Here is a 16,740-nt window from a genome sequence, read left to right as displayed (position 1 = left end):
GCCACCCCTTTGCGATCTTTCCGGGTGCGACGGACTCGCACAGGGTGCGGCGTGCTGCCCGCCGGACCGAATCGCCGTTCGAGTCTCCGGTCCATACACCAGACACCCGAGCGAGTCAGCAGATTCGCAGAATTTCACTCGAACGTGTGTTTGGCGCAACCTTTCGAAAGCAACTACCGTTGGCTAACTAGGGAGCACATTCCGAGAGGGGCTGACGTGACCACCACCGCAGACAGCGCGACCATCACCGCACAGAGCCACTCCCAGAGCCGGTTCGAACACCCTCAAGTGGCACGGAGCACACCGATGGACGACCCCGCGCCGGATGCTGCGGAGCAGAAGCCCACCCGTGCGCTGCCGGGACGGCCACCGGGGATCCGGGCCGACAGCTCGGGGCTGACCGACCGCCAGCGCCGCGTGATCGAGGTGATCCGGGACTCCGTGCAGCGCCGCGGCTACCCACCGTCGATGCGGGAGATCGGCCAGGCCGTCGGGCTCTCCAGCACCTCGTCCGTCGCCCATCAGCTCATGGCCCTGGAGCGCAAGGGCTTCCTGCGGCGCGACCCGCACCGCCCCCGGGCGTACGAGGTCCGCGGCTCCGACCAGGCCAGCAGCGCGGCCACGGAGACAGCGGGCAAGCCCGCGGCGTCCTACGTCCCGCTCGTCGGGCGGATCGCCGCCGGTGGCCCGATCCTCGCCGAGGAGTCCGTCGAGGACGTCTTCCCGCTCCCCCGCCAGCTGGTCGGTGACGGTGAGCTGTTCGTCCTCAAGGTCGTCGGCGACTCCATGATCGAGGCCGCGATCTGCGACGGCGACTGGGTCACCGTCCGCCGTCAGCCCGTCGCGGAGAACGGCGACATCGTCGCCGCGATGCTGGACGGCGAGGCCACCGTCAAGCGTTTCAAGCGCGAGGACGGCCATGTGTGGCTGCTGCCGCACAACGCCGCCTACCAGCCGATCCCCGGCGACGAGGCGACCATCCTCGGCAAGGTCGTGGCGGTCCTGCGGCGGGTCTGACCTCGCCCCCACGAGCGGGCCCCGGGACCACTGCGCCGGTTCCGGGGCTCTGCACCGCCCGGCGGGCGTTCCCGCCGCCGGGTCCGCGTCATGCGCCGCTCTCCGCCTCCCGGGCCGTCGCGTCGATGGCCGCGAGCGACCGGCGGACCTGATTGCGGTCGGTGGTGTACCAGAAGTCCGGCATCGACTTCCGCAGGAACGAGCCATACCGGGCCCGCTCCAGCCGGGGGTCGAGCACGGCGACGACGCCGCGGTCCCCCGTCGCCCGGACCAGCCGCCCGGCGCCCTGGGCCATCAGCAGCGCCGCGTGCGTCGCCGCCACCGACATGAAGCCGTTGCCGCCGGCCTCCTCCACCGCCTTCTGGCGGGCACTCATCAGCGGATCGTCCGGGCGCGGGAACGGCACCCGGTCCATCACCACGAGCTGGCAGTTCGGGCCCGGCACATCCACGCCCTGCCACAGCGACAACGTGCCGAACAGGCAGGTCCGGGCGTCCGCCGCGAACGTACGGATCAGCTCGCCCAGGGTCTCCTCACCCTGGAGGAGCACCGGCATGTCGAGACGGCCGCGCATCGCCTCGGCCGCCGCCTGCGCCCCGCGCATCGACGAGAACAGGCCCAGCGTCCGGCCGCCCGCCGCCTCGATCAACTCCGCCAGTTCGTCGAGCATGTCCTCCCGGCTGCCCTCCCGGCCCGGCTGCGCGAGGTGCTTGGCGACGTAGAGGATGCCCTGCTTGCCGTAGTCGAAGGGCGAGCCGACGTCCAGGCCCTTCCAGACCGGGGCATCGTCCTCCCGCACGCCCTCCGGGGAGAGGCCCAGGGACGCGCCGACGCCGTTGAAGTCGCCGCCCAGCTTCAGGGTGGCGGACGTCAGCACCACCGAACGGTCCGCGAACAGCTTCTCGCGCAGCAGCCCGGAGACCGACAGCGGTGCCACCCGCAACGACGCGCCGAAGCGGTCGTGGCGTTCGTACCAGACCACGTCGTACTCGGAGCCGTTCGCGATGCGCTCGGCGACGGCGTGGACGTTCTCCACCGAGGCGAGGGCCTGCTTGCGGACCGCGTCCTCGTCCTGGACGTTCTTGTCCCGCGTCGAGCCGAGCGCGGAGATCACCGTACGGGCGGCGTCCCGCAGCGCCATCAGGCAGTAGCCGAGATCCTCCGGGATCTCCTCCAAGCGGCCGGGCAGCGCCAGCTCCATCAGCCGCTCGAACGTCTCGGACGCCGTCTGCAGCTGGTCGGCGGCCTTCTCGTTGACGAGCTTGGCGGCCCGGCGGACCGCGCGGTTGACCTGCCCCGGGGTCAGCTCGCCGGTGGCGACGCCGGTGACCCGGGAGACCAGTTCATGGGCCTCGTCGATGATCAGCACATCGTGCTCCGGCAGGACCGGAGCGCCCTCGATCGCGTCGATCGCCAGCAGGGCGTGATTGGTGATCACGACGTCGGCGGTCTTGGCGCGCTCCCGGGCGGCCTCCGCGAAGCATTCCGCGCCGTAGGCGCACTTCGAGGCGCCCAGGCACTCACGGGAGGCGACCGAGACCTGGCCCCAGGCGCGGTCGGAGACGCCGGGCGTCAGGTCGTCGCGGTCGCCGGTGTCCGTCTCGTCCGCCCAGTCGCGCAGCCGCAGCAGGTCCTTGCCGAGCTTGCTGGTGGGCGTCGCCGCCTCGAACGGGTCGAAGAGGCCCTCCTCCTCTTCCTGCGGCACGCCCTCGTGGAGGCGGTGCAGGCAGAGGTAGTTGGAGCGGCCCTTGAGCATGGCGAAGTCGGGGCGGCGGCGCAGCTGCGGATGGAGCGCGTCGACGGTGCGCGGCAGGTCACGCTCGACGAGCTGACGCTGGAGCGCGAGGGTGGCCGTGGCGATGACCACGCGGTCGCCGTGGGCCAGCGCCGGCACCAGATAGCCGAGGGACTTTCCGGTGCCGGTGCCGGCCTGCACCAGCAGATGCGACTGGTCGTGCACGGCCTCGGCGACGGCCTCGGCCATCGCCACCTGGCCGGGCCGCTCGGTGCCGCCGACGGCGGCGACGGCGGCGTGCAGCAGATCGTTGAGGGAGGGCTTCGTCATAGCGTGGCCAGCCTACGCGGGACCACTGACAGCCCGCCCCGTCATGGCGTGTGCAACGGGTTGGGGACGGTGCCGTGGACCGTGGCGTGCGGGCGTTCGGCGCGGTCGCGGTAGCCGTCGGTGTGCAGACGGTTGCGGTTCAGGCACAGCCGCTCGATCCGCGGGGTGAGCAGGTCGAAGAGGGAATGCCGTTCCTTGAGGGTGGGGAAACGTTCGTGGTGGCGCAGGATCTCCGCCCGGACGAGGGACCAGAATTCCCGTTCGGAAACGCCCAGTTGCTCCTCACAGAGCGGTGCGAGGTAGCGGAAGACGCCGACGAACAGCCCGGAATGGATGAACTGGGTGAGGAACTCCGGCGGCTCGGTCAGCAGCACCGCGCGGACCTCGTCCGGCATCGCGTCGTGCTCCGGCAGCGGCGTGGCGCTGGTGTTGACGTCGTCGACGAAGTCCTTGACCGCGAGCCGGACGGGCACGTCCTGGGCATCGAAGACGACGATGGCGTTCTCGCCGTGCGGAGAAAAGACCGTGCCGTAGCGGTAGAGGAAGTGCAGCAGGGGCGGCAGGAGCGCGGCGAAGAGGCGGCGCAGCCAGACCCGGGGCGGCAGGCCCGAGCGGCGGACGAGTTCGGCGGTCAGGGCGCGGCCGTGCGGGTCGGTCTGGAGCAGCGAGGCGAGGGTGCGGGCGCGTTCCCCGGGGTCGAGATGGCGGATGAGCGGCTCGCGCCAGATGCAGCCGAGCAGCTCCTTGTACTGGTAGGGGACTCCGGGCAGCCGGTCGTAGAGCGGGTGGTGGACGGTGACGGAGGCGGTTTCGCCGAGGAGGATCACCCGCGTCTCGTCGCGCAGATACGGGTCGTTGTCGCGCAGCGCGTGGACCCAGCCGGTGACGGCGGGGGCGGCGGCGGTGCGTTCGGTGGGCAGTCCGCGCCAGACGAGGGTGTTGAGGACCGACAGCGGGAGCTTGACGGTGCGGGCGTGCGGACGGCTGATGTTGAGGAAGGTCCGGATCGACTGCTGCGGCAGGCGGAGGTCGTTGTCAGTGGGCAGCGCGATGATGGATCTGTCGGCGAGTTGCGGCGCGAAGAGCGGCGCCACGGTCTCGTCCCACTGCCAGGGATGGACGGGAAGGTAGAGGTAGTCGGCGGGGTCGCGGCCCTCGGCGGTGACGGCGTCGGCGAAGCGGTCACGGACGGCGGGGGGCAGTTCCTCGCCGTAGAGACGGTCGGGGGTGGCCAGTGCGGGGATGCCGCGGTAGAGGGCGAGGTCGCGGTGGGCGGCGAGCCAGGGCAGGCGGTGCGGGGTGCGGGATTCGGGGGCCCACTCCTCGGCGTCCCGGGCGGAGAAGCCGAGCCGGCCCTTGTTGGCGACGAGCCAGGGGTGGCCGCTCTGGTGGCCTTCCAGGGACGCGTAGTCCAGGTCGGCGACGGCTTCGGCGTCGAGCGCGGTGGCATCCAGCCGGGCGTCGGCGGCGAGGGTGGCGGTCAGCTCCCGCAGCAGGTGCCCGGTGGTGTCGCCGGACAGCCCCAGGACGGTGTCGTGGGCGCGGGCGAGGAAGCGCAGCGGGTCGGCGTCCGGGGTGAGCGAGTCGGGGTCGACGCGCCAGTGTCCGTAGGCGCCGCGGCGGGCGGTGAAGCGGTAGACGAGGTCGTCGGCGACGGGCAGGCGGTAGCGGGTGGGGCGGCTGTCGGGGACGGACGGGACGGGCGTCGCCTCGGATCCGGTGCCGGGCTCGGACGCGGCGGGCGCGGGCGCGGCCGCGTCAGCCGCAGGCATGGGCACGGCGGCTGCGGTCTCGGCAGGCACGGCCCCGTCGGACTCCCGCCCGGATTCCGGTTCGGGTTCCGGCCGGATGATCTCCTCGTAGGCGAACTCCGCCAGCGTCTTGGCGAGCAGGCGGCGTGCGGCGCGCTGCCAGAGGTGCGGGGCGGGCCGGGGCTCGTCGGCGGTGTGGGGCGCGGCGGGCCGGTGTTCAGCGGTCACGGTGGGACTCCTCGTGGTGGGACCGCACCGGCACGGCGGGGACAGCCGGCGGTCATCGGATGAAAGGGATCGGTCAGGGGCGGCGCTTTTCCTTCGAAGGGGTGGTGGCGCGGACGATTACGGGAAGGGCGGTCGGGGTCCGGCCAGCGGTGCGGGGGCCGTCGGCGGACGACCCCAGGTCAGAGCGGGTCGAGGGGTTCACGGTCGCGGATCATCAACGCGGCGCGTTTGCCGGGCAGTTCGATCTCACCGCCGTACCGGAATCCGGCGGCGCGGAAGGCGGCGACGGAGGGGGTGTTGCGTACGTCCGGTTCGGCGACGACGCGGGTGCAGCGCGGGCGGTGGGCGAGAACGAGATCGGCGACGGCCCGCAGCAGGGCCGAGCCGAGGCCGCGTCCCCGGTGGTCCGCGCCGAGGAGGAGATGCAGACCGGTGTCGTGCGGGCGGGCCGGGTAGTGGCGGGCGAGCGGATCGAGATCGGCGCGGTAGATCTCCCAGTAGCTCATCGGGACGCCCGCCAGGACGCCGAGGCAGGGGACGCTGCGGCCGTCGCCGGTGAGCTGGGGGCGCAGATGCGCCACGGTGACCTCGGGAGGGCCCGCGAGTTCCCAATAGGCCGCGACCGCCGGATCGTTCATCCACGCCGCGATGCGGGCGAGGTCGGCGGCCCGGTCCACGGGGACGAGGGCGAACGGCCCGTCTGCGGTCCTGACGGGCGGCCATCCGGCGAGCGCGTCAAGAAGCGGCCCGGCGGCGGGTCCGGCGGACGCCGGGGGAACCGCGGCGGGCGGCTCCGGGGCGTGGGGCAGCTGCCGGACGGGGGTGGTGCCGGAGCCGGTTTCGGTGGGGGGCACGGCGGCGCTCTCCTCTCGTGGCCCCGGGAACGCGGATCGGCGCGTCCCCGGGGCGGGCCGGGGCGGCTGGCGGGTACGCCGCGCCCCGGGCTGTCCTGGTGCTTGCGGGTGTCGAACGACATGCCCTGGAGGGTGTCCGTAAAGTCCCGTCGTTCGCCCGGAGGGCGTCGCACGCCAGGCGGGCCTTTGCGGACACGCCCTAGACGGCCAGTGGGTTGGGCAGGGCGAGGTAGACGGATTGGGTGTCGACGGGCCCGACGAGTTCGTCGAGACCGTGCAGCCGGGTCGCGAGATTGGCCTTGCAGCGCAGGGTGCGCGTGGTCAGCAGCAGCTCCGGCAGGCGGGAGCGGTGGGCCGCGGGCGCGGTGGCGGCGTCGGCGAGGAAGTGGCGGAAGGCGGCAAGCAGGACCTCCTCACGGACCAGGTGTTCGGCGCCGAAGGCCCCGATGAGGCCGAGGACGTTGTTGATGGCGAGGTAGTAGGCGAAGCGTTCGTCGGTGACGTCGTCGGGGACGAAGGTGTCGCTGGCCTCGCCGAGACCGGGCAGGCGGGCGGTGAGTTCGTCCCGCCGCGAGGTACGGAAGTAGTAGCCCTGGTTGTCGCGGTAGCGGCCGCCCGCGGGCCAGCCGTCGGCGTCGAGGAGGACCAGGGTGTTCTGCTGGTGGGCCTCCAGGGCGACGCCCGCGGTGCCGTCGAGCCACAGGGCGGGCCGGACGACGGCTTCGAGGTAGCGCAGGAACCATTCGGTGGCGACGGCGGCGAGGGTGCGGCCGGTCCGCGCGCCGAGGGCGGTGATCAGTACGGCGAGGCGGGACCGCATCTCCGGGCGGCCGGGCCAGGGCCGGGGCGAGGTGAGCCCGGCCAGGCAGACCGCGTCGTCGCCGGGGCGGAAGGGGTGGTGCCGGATGACGGCGTCCAGGCCCTGGACGGGGGCGCCGTCGGGTCCGTCGACGGCGAGGTAGGCCGGGTCGCGGATGATGTCGAATCCGGGGTGGGCGGCCTGCCAGCGGGCGGCGAGGCCGGTGCGCAGCAGCCGGTGCACCTCGACGCCGCGGAGCAGCTCCTTGCGGAGGTTCTCCCGGCGGGAGTTGGTGATCCGCAGCCCGAGGGAGAGCTTCAGCATCGCGTCAGAGCCGGGGCGGCAGACGGTACGGACCGAGGAGGTCGGGTACCAGACCGGGCCGCCCGGTCCGAGGTCGGTGAGCGCGCCGGAGTCGAGGAGCGCGGCGACCTCGGGGCGGGTGGCGAGGTCGCGGGCCTGCCAGGGGTGGAGCGGCAGCGGGACGGTGCCGTCGGGAGGGGTCGGGGCACCGGCGGCGAGGGCGTGGGCGAGCCGGTCGGCGGGGACGGTCCGGCCGCGTTCGGTCCAGGCGGAGTCGGCGGCGAGGACCGAGGGGTGCACGGCCATCCAGTGGAGCGGGAAGCCGCCGCGCAACTCGGGGGCGTAGAGATGGTGTTCGGCGTCGGTCAGGCCCTCGCGGCTCTTGGGGGTGGGGTGCAGCGGATGGCCGAGGAGGAGGGACTGCTCGCCGTCGAGGAAGCGGGAGTGCCCGGCGTCGGCGGGGCGGGCGCGGCGGTCGGCGAGGAAGACGGCGGTGGTGCGGACGGAGGAGGCGACCCGGCCGACGAGGTCGGCGCCGTCGCCGCAGGCGGTGCCGGAGCCGGGGCGGGCCGCGTCGTGGGCGGCCTCCCGGCGCAGCAGTGCGGCGAGGGTGACCGCGTCGAGCGGGGCGGCGCCGTCCGGGGTGCCCTCCAGAGTGGGGGCGCCGAGGCGGTGCAGGCCGGTGGGCGACCAGTAGCGGACGGGAATGTGCAGGGCGGTGGCGCTGGCGTGCAGCGGGATGCGCAGGCGGCCGCCCGCGGGGCGGTGGCCGCCGCTCTCACGGATCCAGCAGCGCAGCAGGTTCTCGACGGCGGCGGCGTCGGCGGCGCGGGCCGGGTCCGGGTGGTCGAGGGGGTCGGGCTCCGTGGGGAACGGGTGCGGCGTGGCGTCCGGCTCCGGGGCGGGGTCGGCGCCACGCCGCTGGGCCTGGCGCGGTACGCCCGGGCCGAAGGTGTCCGTGCCGGGGCGGGCGGGGCGCTCGGGGGCCTGCGTCCCGTCGGTTCCGGGGCGTTCGTTCATGGGGAGGTGCCTCACTGTGTGGTGGGGGACGAGCCGGTCGGGCCCGGGGTGGGGCGGACCGCCGCGGCGAGGGCGTCGGCGAGGCGGTCGAGGATCGCTTCGGCCTGTTCGTCGGTGAGGGTCAGGGGCGGCAGCAGCCGGACGACGGACTGGTGGCGGCCGCCCAGCTCGATGATCAGGCCGCGCTCCAGACAGGCGCGCTGGACGGCGGCCGCGAGGCCGGGGGCCGCGGGCAGCTCACCGGCCGGGCCCGCCTCGCCCTCCGGGTCGACGAGTTCGACGCCGAGCATCAGGCCGCGGCCGCGGACGTCGCCGATACAGGGGTGGGCGGCGGCGAGCGCCCGGAGCCGGGCGAGCATCCGGGCGCCGAGGGCGGCGGCATGCCGGTCGAGTCCGGCCTCGCGGACGTGGGCAAGGGTGGCGCACCCGGCGGCCATCGCGAGTTGGTTGCCGCGGAAGGTCCCGGCGTGCGCGCCGGGCCGCCAGGTGTCCAGCTCCTCGCGGTAGACGATCACGGCGAGCGGCAGGCTGCCGCCGATCGCCTTCGACAGGACGAGGACGTCGGGGACGATGCCGCTGTGCTCGATGGCCCAGAAGGCGCCGGTGCGGCCGACGCCGGTCTGGATCTCGTCGACGATCAGGGGGATGGAGCGGGCCGCGGTGATCTCCCGCATCCGCCGCAGCCAGGCGTCGGGGGCGGGGATCACGCCGCCCTCGCCCTGGACCGGCTCGACGATCAGTCCCGCAGGGTCGGGCACCCCGCTCTTGGGGTCGTCGAGGAGGGATTCCGTCCAGCGGGCGGCGAGTTCGGCGCCCCGTTCGCCGCCGGTGCCGAACGGGCAGCGGTAGTCGTACGGGTACGGCAGGCGGGTCACGGCGGTGTGCCGGGCGCCGCCGGACGCGGCGAGGGCGCCGGCGGTCATGCCGTGGTAGGCGCCGGAGAAGGCCATCAGCCCGTCCCGGCCGGTGGCCGTGCGGACGAGGGTGAGAGCGGCCTCGACGGCGTCCGTCCCGGCGGGCCCGCAGAACTGGATCCGCGCGTTTTCGGCCAACTCGGCGGGCAGGGAGGCGAACAGCTCGGTGACGAAGGCGTCCTTGACCGGGGTGGCGAGGTCGAGGACGTGCAGCGGGGCGCCGGAGTCGAGGACGGTGCGGACGGCTTCGAGGACGACGGGGTGGTTGTGTCCCAAAGCGAGGGTCCCGGCGCCCGAGAGACAGTCGAGGTAGCGGCGGCCGTCGGCCCCTTCGATGGTCAGCCCGCGGGCGCGCACCGGCACGATCGGCAGGGAGCGCGCGTAGGTGCGGGCCGCGGATTCCCGCTGGGCCTGCCGTCGCAGGATCCCCTCGTGGCCCGGCGGCGGGGCCGTCGGTACGGATTCGGTCAACGCCACGTCGGTCGTGTCCTCCGGATGAAGAGCTGCGGCGCACGGGCACGGCGGGCGGCCCGGCGTTCCCCCGTACGTACCAACGACGTTCACGGCACGGGATCACGGTCGTGGGAAAGATCCTTCACCAGCCGGAACCGGGGGCCCGGCTAACGCCGTCCCCTTCGGCACCGGCATAGTGGGGGCTTGCGTCCGGCGGCTTGCAGTTCATGACAAGGGCCGCGGCAGGCGTGCCACAGCAGCTCAGATCGACGCCTCAGGGGGAGTTCACCCATGCGTTCCATACGTCCGCCCGCCCGCCGTGCCACGCCGCGTGCGCGCCGTTCCCCGGCTCTGGCCGCCGCGCTGACCGTCGTCGTGGCGCTGACCGCGACCGCCTGCGGGCCCGACAGCGGCGACGCGGACGCCAAGGCCAGCGCCTCCGCGGCGCAGGACGCCCCGGGCGGCACCGAGATCAAGATTCCGCAGGACGTCCAGGAGAAGCTGAAGAAGCACGGCATCGACCTGGACAAGTGGAAGAACGGCGAGTGGAAGAACTGGGACCGCGACAAGTGGCTCCGGCAGGCCGGGGAGTTCATCAACCCGATCATCAAGGACTTCTGGGACCCGGACAAGATCGAGAAGGTCAAGCCGCCGCAGGACCCGAGCAAGCCCGAGGACATCTCCGAGGACCAGGGCAAGACCGACCCGGAGCCCGCCGCGGTTCCGGCGCAGCCGGTGCGGACGCCGTACACCTCCACCGCGCCCGGTGTGGGTCTGCTGCTCTTCAGCACGCCTGAAGGGGAGTCGCGTTGCTCGGCCACGGTTGTCAAGGACCCGGCGCACCCCGGCAAGTCCAACCTGGTGTGGACGGCCGCGCACTGTGTGCACGCCGGTAAGAACGGCGGTTGGTACCGCAACATGATGTTCGTGCCGAACTTCAACCGGAACGGCGCGTCCGCCGCCGAGATGAAGACCGCGCCGTTCGAGGACCGCGTCCCGGCGGGCAAGTGGTGGGCCGACGACATGGCCACCTCCAGCGAGTGGATCAAGGACGGCGGCGCGGTACCGGGCGTGCCGATGGCGCCGTACGACTTCGCGCTGATGCACGTCAAGCCGGAGGAGGGCTCCAGCGGCAAGTCGCTGGAGGAGACAGCCGGTGGCGCGTACTCCGTCAACTTCAACGCGCCCGCGATGAGCAAGATCCCCAGCCTGACGGCGCAGGGTTACCCGGCGGAGGCGCCGTTCGACGGTGCGCTCCAGGAGCAGTGCACCGACAAGCCGACCCGCCTGTCGATGGACGCGGTCAAGCCCACCATGTACCGCATCGGCTGCACCATGACCGGTGGTTCCTCCGGTGGTCCCTGGTTCGCGAAGGACGCCGACGGCGAGCCCGAGCTGATCTCCAACATGTCGATGGGTCCGCGTCCGGCCCGCTGGTCGGCCGGTCCGCACCTGGGCCCCGAGGCCCGGAACATGTTCCACGCGATGAGCAAGCGCTGGGCCGCCAAGGGCTGATCCGCCCCTGACGTCCCGACAGCGGTGAAGGGCCGCTCCCCCTCGGGGGAGCGGCCCTTCGGCGTGTCGTACCGGCGCCGGTCAGGCGGCGGGGACGAACGGCTGGAGCTCGGCGGCGAGTTCCTGGTGGACGCGGGCCTTGAGGACCGTGCCGTCCGCGGTGTGCTCCTCGGAGATGACCTCACCCTCGGCGTGCGCCCGGGAGACCAGAGCGCCCTGGGTGTAGGGCACCAGCGCCTCGATCTCGACCTCGGGCCGCGGGATTTCCTCGTCGAGCAGCTCCAGCAGCTCGGTCATGCCCTGGCCCGTACGGGCCGAGACCACGAGGGCGTGCTTCTCCTGGCGCAGCAGCCGCTGGAGGACCAGCGGGTCGGCGGCGTCCGCCTTGTTGACGACGACGATCTCGGGGACGTCGACCGCGCCGACGTCCCGGAACACCTCGCGGACGGCGGCGAGCTGCTCCTCGGGCGCCGGGTGCGAGCCGTCGACGACGTGCAGGATCAGGTCGGAGTCGCCGACCTCCTCCATCGTGGAGCGGAACGCCTCGACGAGGTGGTGCGGCAGGTGCCGGACGAAGCCGACGGTGTCGGCGAGGGTGTAGAGCCGTCCGCTGGGCGTCTCGGCGCGCCGGACGGTCGGGTCCAGGGTGGCGAACAGGGCGTTCTCCACCAGGACGCCGGCGCCGGTGAGGCGGTTGAGCAGCGAGGACTTCCCGGCGTTGGTGTAACCGGCGATGGCGACCGAGGGGATCTTGTTGCGTCGGCGTTCCTGCCGCTTGATGTCCCGGCCGGTCTTCATCTCCGCGAGCTCCCGGCGCATCTTCGCCATCTTCTCGCGGATCCGGCGCCGGTCCGTCTCGATCTTGGTCTCACCGGGGCCACGGGTGGCCATACCGCCGCCCGCGGAACCGGAGCCACCGCCACCCATCTGCCGGGACAGCGACTGACCCCAGCCGCGCAGCCGGGGAAGCATGTACTGCATCTGCGCCAGCGAGACCTGCGCCTTGCCCTCCCGGGACTTGGCGTGCTGGGCGAAGATGTCGAGGATCAGCGCGGTGCGGTCGACCACCTTGACCTTGACGACGTCCTCTAGGTGGATCAGCTGGCCCGGGGAGAGCTCACCGTCGCAGACCACCGTGTCGGCGCCGGATTCGAGGACGATGTCGCGCAGCTCCAGGGCCTTGCCGGAGCCGATGTAGGTGGCCGGGTCGGGCTTGTCGCGGCGCTGGATGACGCCGTCGAGCACCAGGGCACCGGCCGTTTCGGCGAGGGCGGCCAGCTCGGCGAGGGAGTTCTCCGCATCGCTCGCGGTGCCCGAGGTCCAGACGCCGATGAGCACCACGCGCTCCAGACGGAGCTGGCGGTACTCGACCTCGGTGACGTCTTCGAGCTCGGTGGACAGCCCGGCGACGCGGCGCAGTGCAGCGCGCTCCGACCTGTCGTACTGCTCGCCGTCACGTTCCTCGTCGATCGTGTGGCTCCAGGCGGCGTCCTCTTCCATCAGGGCGTCGGCCCGAAGGCTCTCGGGGAGGCGCTGGCGGTCCGCAGGAAGGGAAGAGGAGGAGGTCATTTGATCCTTTGTGTCGTCGGGAAGTCCTCGGGAGGCCGGTCGGCCGCACTGGGACCGTCGGTGGTGACAACGTCCGGGCCGCGCCGGAGATTCCCGGCCGCCGGAGTCGACCCGTCGATGGTCGCACGGGCGGTGGGGGCCGTCACGCGAGTTTCCCCGTGTTTCCGGCGATTCCCGGCGGACGGGCGCACGTCGGGGCGGTACGCCGCGAGTCCGCCCCGCGCGCCGTGCACGGGGCGGGCCCGTGCGGTCACGTGGGGCGACGGGAAGTCCACCGCGGGTGGCCGGGCATCGGCGGGGTCTTCGCGTCGTACAGCCAGGCGTGCAGGAAGGCGGAGAGGTCGTGGCCGGAAATCTCGGAGGCGAGGGCGCTGAAGTCGGCGGTGGAGGCGTTGCCGTCGCGGTACCGGGCGACCCAGGTGCGCTCCAGGCGGTCGAAGGCGGCCGGGCCGATCTTCTGGCGCAGCGCGTACAGGACGAGGGCGCTGCCGTCGTAGACGACGGGGCGGAAGATGCTGATCTTCTGTCCGGCGACGGGCCGCTTCGGCGCGGCGGGAGGCCCGCCCTCGGCCCGCCAGCCGTCCGACTCGGTGTACGCGTGCCGCATCCGGTCCTCCAGGGAGGCGCGCTTCTTGCCGCCCTTCTCCTGGGCGTAGAGCGCCTCGTACCAGGTGGCGTGGGCCTCGTTGAGCCAGAGGTCGGACCAGCGGCGGGGGCTGACGCTGTCGCCGAACCACTGGTGGGCCAGTTCGTGCACCATCACCGACTCGACGTACCAGGAGGGCAGGCGGTCCTCGGTGAAGAGACCCTTCTCGAAGAGGGAGAGGGTCTGGGTCTCCAGCTCGAAGCCGGTGCGGGTGTCGGCGATGAGCAGCCCGTAGACCGGGAAGGGGAAGCGGCCGACCCGGCGCTCCATCCAGGCGAGTTGTTCCGGGGTGCGGGCGAGCCAGGGCTGCATGGCGGTGCGGGCGGCGGCGGGCACCACGTCGCGTACCGGCAGGCCGTGCGGCCCCTGGCGGGTGAGGACGGCAGACTTCCCGAAGGAGACCTGGGCCAGTTCGGTGGCCACGGGGTGGACGGAGCGGAAGGTGTGGGTGGGGCGGGGCCCGTCGTCGGCGCCCGGGACGGGCACGCCGCCGGCGATCGCCGTGACGCCGCGGGGCGCGGTGAGGTGGAAGGCGAGGTACGCCTTGTCGGAAGGGTGGTCGTTGCAGGGGAACACCCGGTGGGCGGCATCGGCCTGGTTGGCCATGGCGAGGCCGTCGGGGGTGCGGATCCAGCCGCCGTCGGCGGCGCCCCGGGGGTCGCTGGTGTGGCGGACGACGATCCGCAGCGGCGCCCCCTCGGGCACCGGCACGGCGGGGGTGACCACGACGTCCTCACCGCGGCGCACGTGGCGGGCGGGCAGTCCGCCGACGGTGACGGAGGCGATGGTGCCGCGGGCGAAGTCGAGGTTGAGGTGGTCGAGCGCCGCGGTGGCGCGGGCGGTGATCGTGGTGACGGCGGAGAGCGGCCGGTCGTTGCGGCCGCTGTAGTCGAGGGCGATGTCGTACGCGAGGACGTCGTAGCCGGGATTGCCGAGCTGGGGGAAGAGCCGGTCGCCGATACCCGCAGGCCCGGGGGCCGGGGGCGCGGCGGCCCCGAGGGCGGCGACGGCGGCCAGGGCGAGGGCGGTGGCGCGGCGGGCGCGGGGCGCGGTGCGCCGCCCGTCCCGGGAAGCGGGGTGCGGCCCGGAGCGCGCGGTGTACGGAGGGCGCCGGAGGTACGGGGGAAGCAGCATGGGCTACGGCTACCAGCGCCGCCCCCTCCCCCGGGGACGGCACTCCCCCACGGCACCCGAACGGGCGGTGGACGGCGCGCCGGGGCCCGTATACGCGGGCGTGCGGCGGCGGTGTGTTCGGTGGGGGCGTGGGGCGCGTCCCTGGGCGGGCGCGCCCCTACGCGGCGGCGGGTGCCGTCCCGTCAGGGACGGGGCGCCGGGGCCCGGCGGGGCCTCCCGTCCCGGGTGACGTCGTAGACGCCCGGGACCTGGCGCATGGCGCGCAGCAGGGCGGGCAGCGCGGCGGCGTCGGGCAGCCGGAGCGTGTAGGTGTGGCGGACGCGCTGCTCGTAGGGGGGTTCGACGGCGGCGGCGACGACGGCGGCGCCCTGCACCGCGATGGCCTCGGTCAGGTCGGCGAGGAGGTGGGGACGGCTGAACGCCTCGGCGCGGAGCGTGACCCGGCAACCGTGTCCGGCCGGACCGGGGGCGCCGGGGTCGGGAGCGTCGGCCGGGGATGCGTCCCCTGCGGCCCCGGGGGCCTCGTCCGGGGTGGCGGCCCCGGTGTCCTCGGGGGCGCCGGGGGCCTCGTCCGGAGTACCCGGCGCCGTGGGTCCCGCGGCCGGGCGGGCGGACGGCGCCGTGGGCCCGGCGGACGGCGCCCCGACGGCGGCGCGCCCGCCGGGGGCGCCCGCCACGGCATCGCGCGCCCCGCCCCCGTCCGCCTCCGGGGCGGGCGGGGACGGCGCATCCACGACGGAAGCCACGCCGCCAAGGGCCGCGCCGTCCGGCGACAAGGCAGCAGCCGAGGCGCCCTCCCCCGGCTCCCCGCCCCGCCCCGCCAGCCACCGGCCGATGGCGAGGCGGGCGGCGGGGGTGCGGGTGTGGTCGAGCCACTCCGGGGACGGTCCGGCGGCGGCGTCGGGCCCCAGCAGCAACTGGAGGCTGTCGCCGTCGCACAGCACCGTGGAGAGGGTGGCCAGCCGGCCGTTGACCCGGGCGCCGATACAGCGGTGCGCGTCCTCGCCGTGCAGGGCGTACGCGCCGTCCACACAGCTCGACCCGGCGGGCAGCCCCACGGGCCGGGCGCCCGCCGTCCGGCCGCCCGGGGCGGTGTCCCCGGTGCAGAAGACGGTGATCTCACGGTCCTGGGCGAGATCGTCGCGGAGCGAGGACCAGAAGGTGTCCGAATCGGGCGTGGCACGCTGCCACTCCAGGAGACGGGAGAGCCACCCGGGGCGCGTCGGGTCGGCCCGCTCGCCGTCCGGGGTGTCGGCGCCGTCCACCGGGGCGGCGTACGGATTGCCCAGGGCGATCACCCCGGCCTCCGCGACGCGGTGCATCTGATGGGTACGGATCAACGTTTCCGCGATCTCCCCCGCCTCGCCCGCCACCGCGGTGTGCAGCGACTGGTAGAGGTTGAACTTGGGGGCCGCGATGAAGTCCTTGAACTCCGAGACGACGGGCGTGAAGCAGGTGTGCAGCTCCCCCAGGACCGCGTAGCAGTCGGCGTCCTCGGGGACCAGCACCAGGATCCGCCCGAGGTCGGCGCCGGTCAGCTCGCCGCGGGCCCGCCGTACCCGGTGCACCGAGACGAGGTGCCGGGGCCGCAGCCGGACCTCCGCATCGATCCCGGCGTCGGTCAGGACCGTACGCATCCGGGCGGCGAGCACGGCGAGCGGATCGCGGCGGTCCGCGTGCGCGCGCAGCAGGCGGCGGGTGGCGGCGTACTCCTCCGGGTGCAGGATCGCGAAGACCAGGTCCTCCAGCTCGCTCTTGAGGGCCTGGACGCCGAGGCGTTCGGCGAGCGGGATGAGGACGTCGCGGGTGACCTTGGCGATCCGGACCTGTTTCTCCGGGCGCATCACGCCGAGGGTGCGCATGTTGTGCAGCCGGTCGGCGAGTTTGATGGACATCACCCGGACGTCGTGGCCGGTGGCGACGAGCATCTTGCGGAACGTCTCCGGTTCGGCGGCCGCACCGTAGTCGACCTTCTCCAGCTTGGTGACGCCGTCGACGAGATAGCGGACCTCGGCGCCGAACTCCGCCCGTACCTGATCGAGCGTCACCTCGGTGTCCTCGACGGTGTCGTGGAGCAGTGAGGCGGTCAACGTCGTGGTTTCGGCGCCGAGTTCGGCGAGAATGAGGGTCACCGCGAGCGGGTGGGTGATGTACGGTTCGCCGCTCTTCCGCATCTGGCCGCGGTGCGAGGACTCGGCCAGCGTGTACGCCTTGGCGAGGATCGCGAGATCGGCGTGCGGATGGTGGCCGCGGTGCACCTTGGCGACGTGTTCCAGCGCGTCGGGGAGGCCGCCGCGCGGCGCCGGGCCGAGCAGTGCGGCCCGGCCGATGCGACGCAGTCCGTGCAGCGCGGGCCGGGGCAGACCACGGCGGCTCCGGGCCGTGTCCGGGTTTCCAGGGTTCGTGGCCTCTGCGCTCATGGGCACCTCCGGCAGCGAGTCGACCGGCGGTCAGGCGCCGTCGGTTGAGCGG

10 protein-coding genes are annotated in these 16,740 nt (G+C 73.7%); 2 read left to right on the top strand and 8 right to left on the bottom strand.

What is annotated here, in order from left to right; translation table 11 throughout:
* Positions 1–216 precede the first annotated feature (216 nt).
* Positions 217–1,017 carry a transcriptional repressor LexA gene (gene lexA, locus OG422_RS23695; protein WP_143942206.1) on the top strand — a complete coding sequence of 267 codons (801 nt, stop codon included), beginning with the start codon at positions 217–219 and terminating at the stop codon, positions 1,015–1,017.
* Between the two features lie 88 nt (positions 1,018–1,105).
* Here the strand turns inward: lexA and OG422_RS23690 are convergent, their stop codons facing one another.
* The 5 genes from OG422_RS23690 to OG422_RS23670 form a co-directional block, all read right to left on the bottom strand.
* Complete coding sequence (locus tag OG422_RS23690; protein ID WP_405745285.1) at positions 1,106–3,082, bottom strand: ATP-dependent DNA helicase; 1,977 nt, start codon at positions 3,080–3,082, stop codon at positions 1,106–1,108.
* A 41-nt stretch (positions 3,083–3,123) separates the two neighbouring features.
* On the bottom strand, positions 3,124–5,061 hold the full coding sequence (locus tag OG422_RS23685) for an IucA/IucC family protein (RefSeq protein WP_405745282.1): 1,938 nt from the start codon (positions 5,059–5,061) through the stop codon (positions 3,124–3,126).
* Positions 5,062–5,240: 179 nt separating this feature from the next.
* The gene (locus OG422_RS23680) at positions 5,241–5,915 is read right to left on the bottom strand and encodes a GNAT family N-acetyltransferase (RefSeq protein WP_405745279.1); all 675 of its coding nucleotides are present in this window, start codon (positions 5,913–5,915) and stop codon (positions 5,241–5,243) included.
* Between the two features lie 199 nt (positions 5,916–6,114).
* Positions 6,115–8,037, bottom strand: coding sequence for an IucA/IucC family protein (locus tag OG422_RS23675; protein ID WP_405745276.1), 1,923 nt, complete (start codon positions 8,035–8,037; stop codon positions 6,115–6,117).
* Positions 8,038–8,048: 11 nt separating this feature from the next.
* Positions 8,049–9,428, bottom strand: coding sequence for a diaminobutyrate--2-oxoglutarate transaminase (locus OG422_RS23670; RefSeq protein WP_405745273.1), 1,380 nt, complete (start codon positions 9,426–9,428; stop codon positions 8,049–8,051).
* A 267-nt stretch (positions 9,429–9,695) separates the two neighbouring features.
* On the opposite strand from OG422_RS23670, the gene OG422_RS23665 reads away from it, so the two are divergent.
* Positions 9,696–10,919 (top strand): trypsin-like serine peptidase, encoded by a 1,224-nt coding sequence (locus tag OG422_RS23665; RefSeq protein ID WP_405745270.1) that lies wholly within the window; start codon positions 9,696–9,698, stop codon positions 10,917–10,919.
* A gap of 81 nt (positions 10,920–11,000) precedes the next feature.
* Here the strand turns inward: OG422_RS23665 and hflX are convergent, their stop codons facing one another.
* The 3 genes from hflX to OG422_RS23650 all read right to left on the bottom strand — a co-directional run bounded on the left by hflX (position 11,001) and on the right by OG422_RS23650 (position 16,688).
* Complete coding sequence (gene hflX, locus OG422_RS23660; RefSeq protein WP_405745268.1) at positions 11,001–12,488, bottom strand: GTPase HflX; 1,488 nt, start codon at positions 12,486–12,488, stop codon at positions 11,001–11,003.
* A gap of 250 nt (positions 12,489–12,738) precedes the next feature.
* Entirely contained in the window at positions 12,739–14,268 is a 1,530-nt protein-coding gene (locus OG422_RS23655; RefSeq protein WP_405745265.1) for a M1 family metallopeptidase, read from the bottom strand.
* A gap of 182 nt (positions 14,269–14,450) precedes the next feature.
* The gene (locus OG422_RS23650; RefSeq protein WP_405745262.1) at positions 14,451–16,688 is read right to left on the bottom strand and encodes an HD domain-containing protein; all 2,238 of its coding nucleotides are present in this window, start codon (positions 16,686–16,688) and stop codon (positions 14,451–14,453) included.
* Positions 16,689–16,740: the final 52 nt, after the last annotated feature.

The organism is Streptomyces sp. NBC_01525, from assembly GCF_045040405.1.
In the GTDB taxonomy this organism is placed as follows: domain Bacteria; phylum Actinomycetota; class Actinomycetes; order Streptomycetales; family Streptomycetaceae; genus Streptomyces; species Streptomyces benahoarensis.
This window is presented reverse-complemented; position numbering and strand designations above follow the sequence as displayed.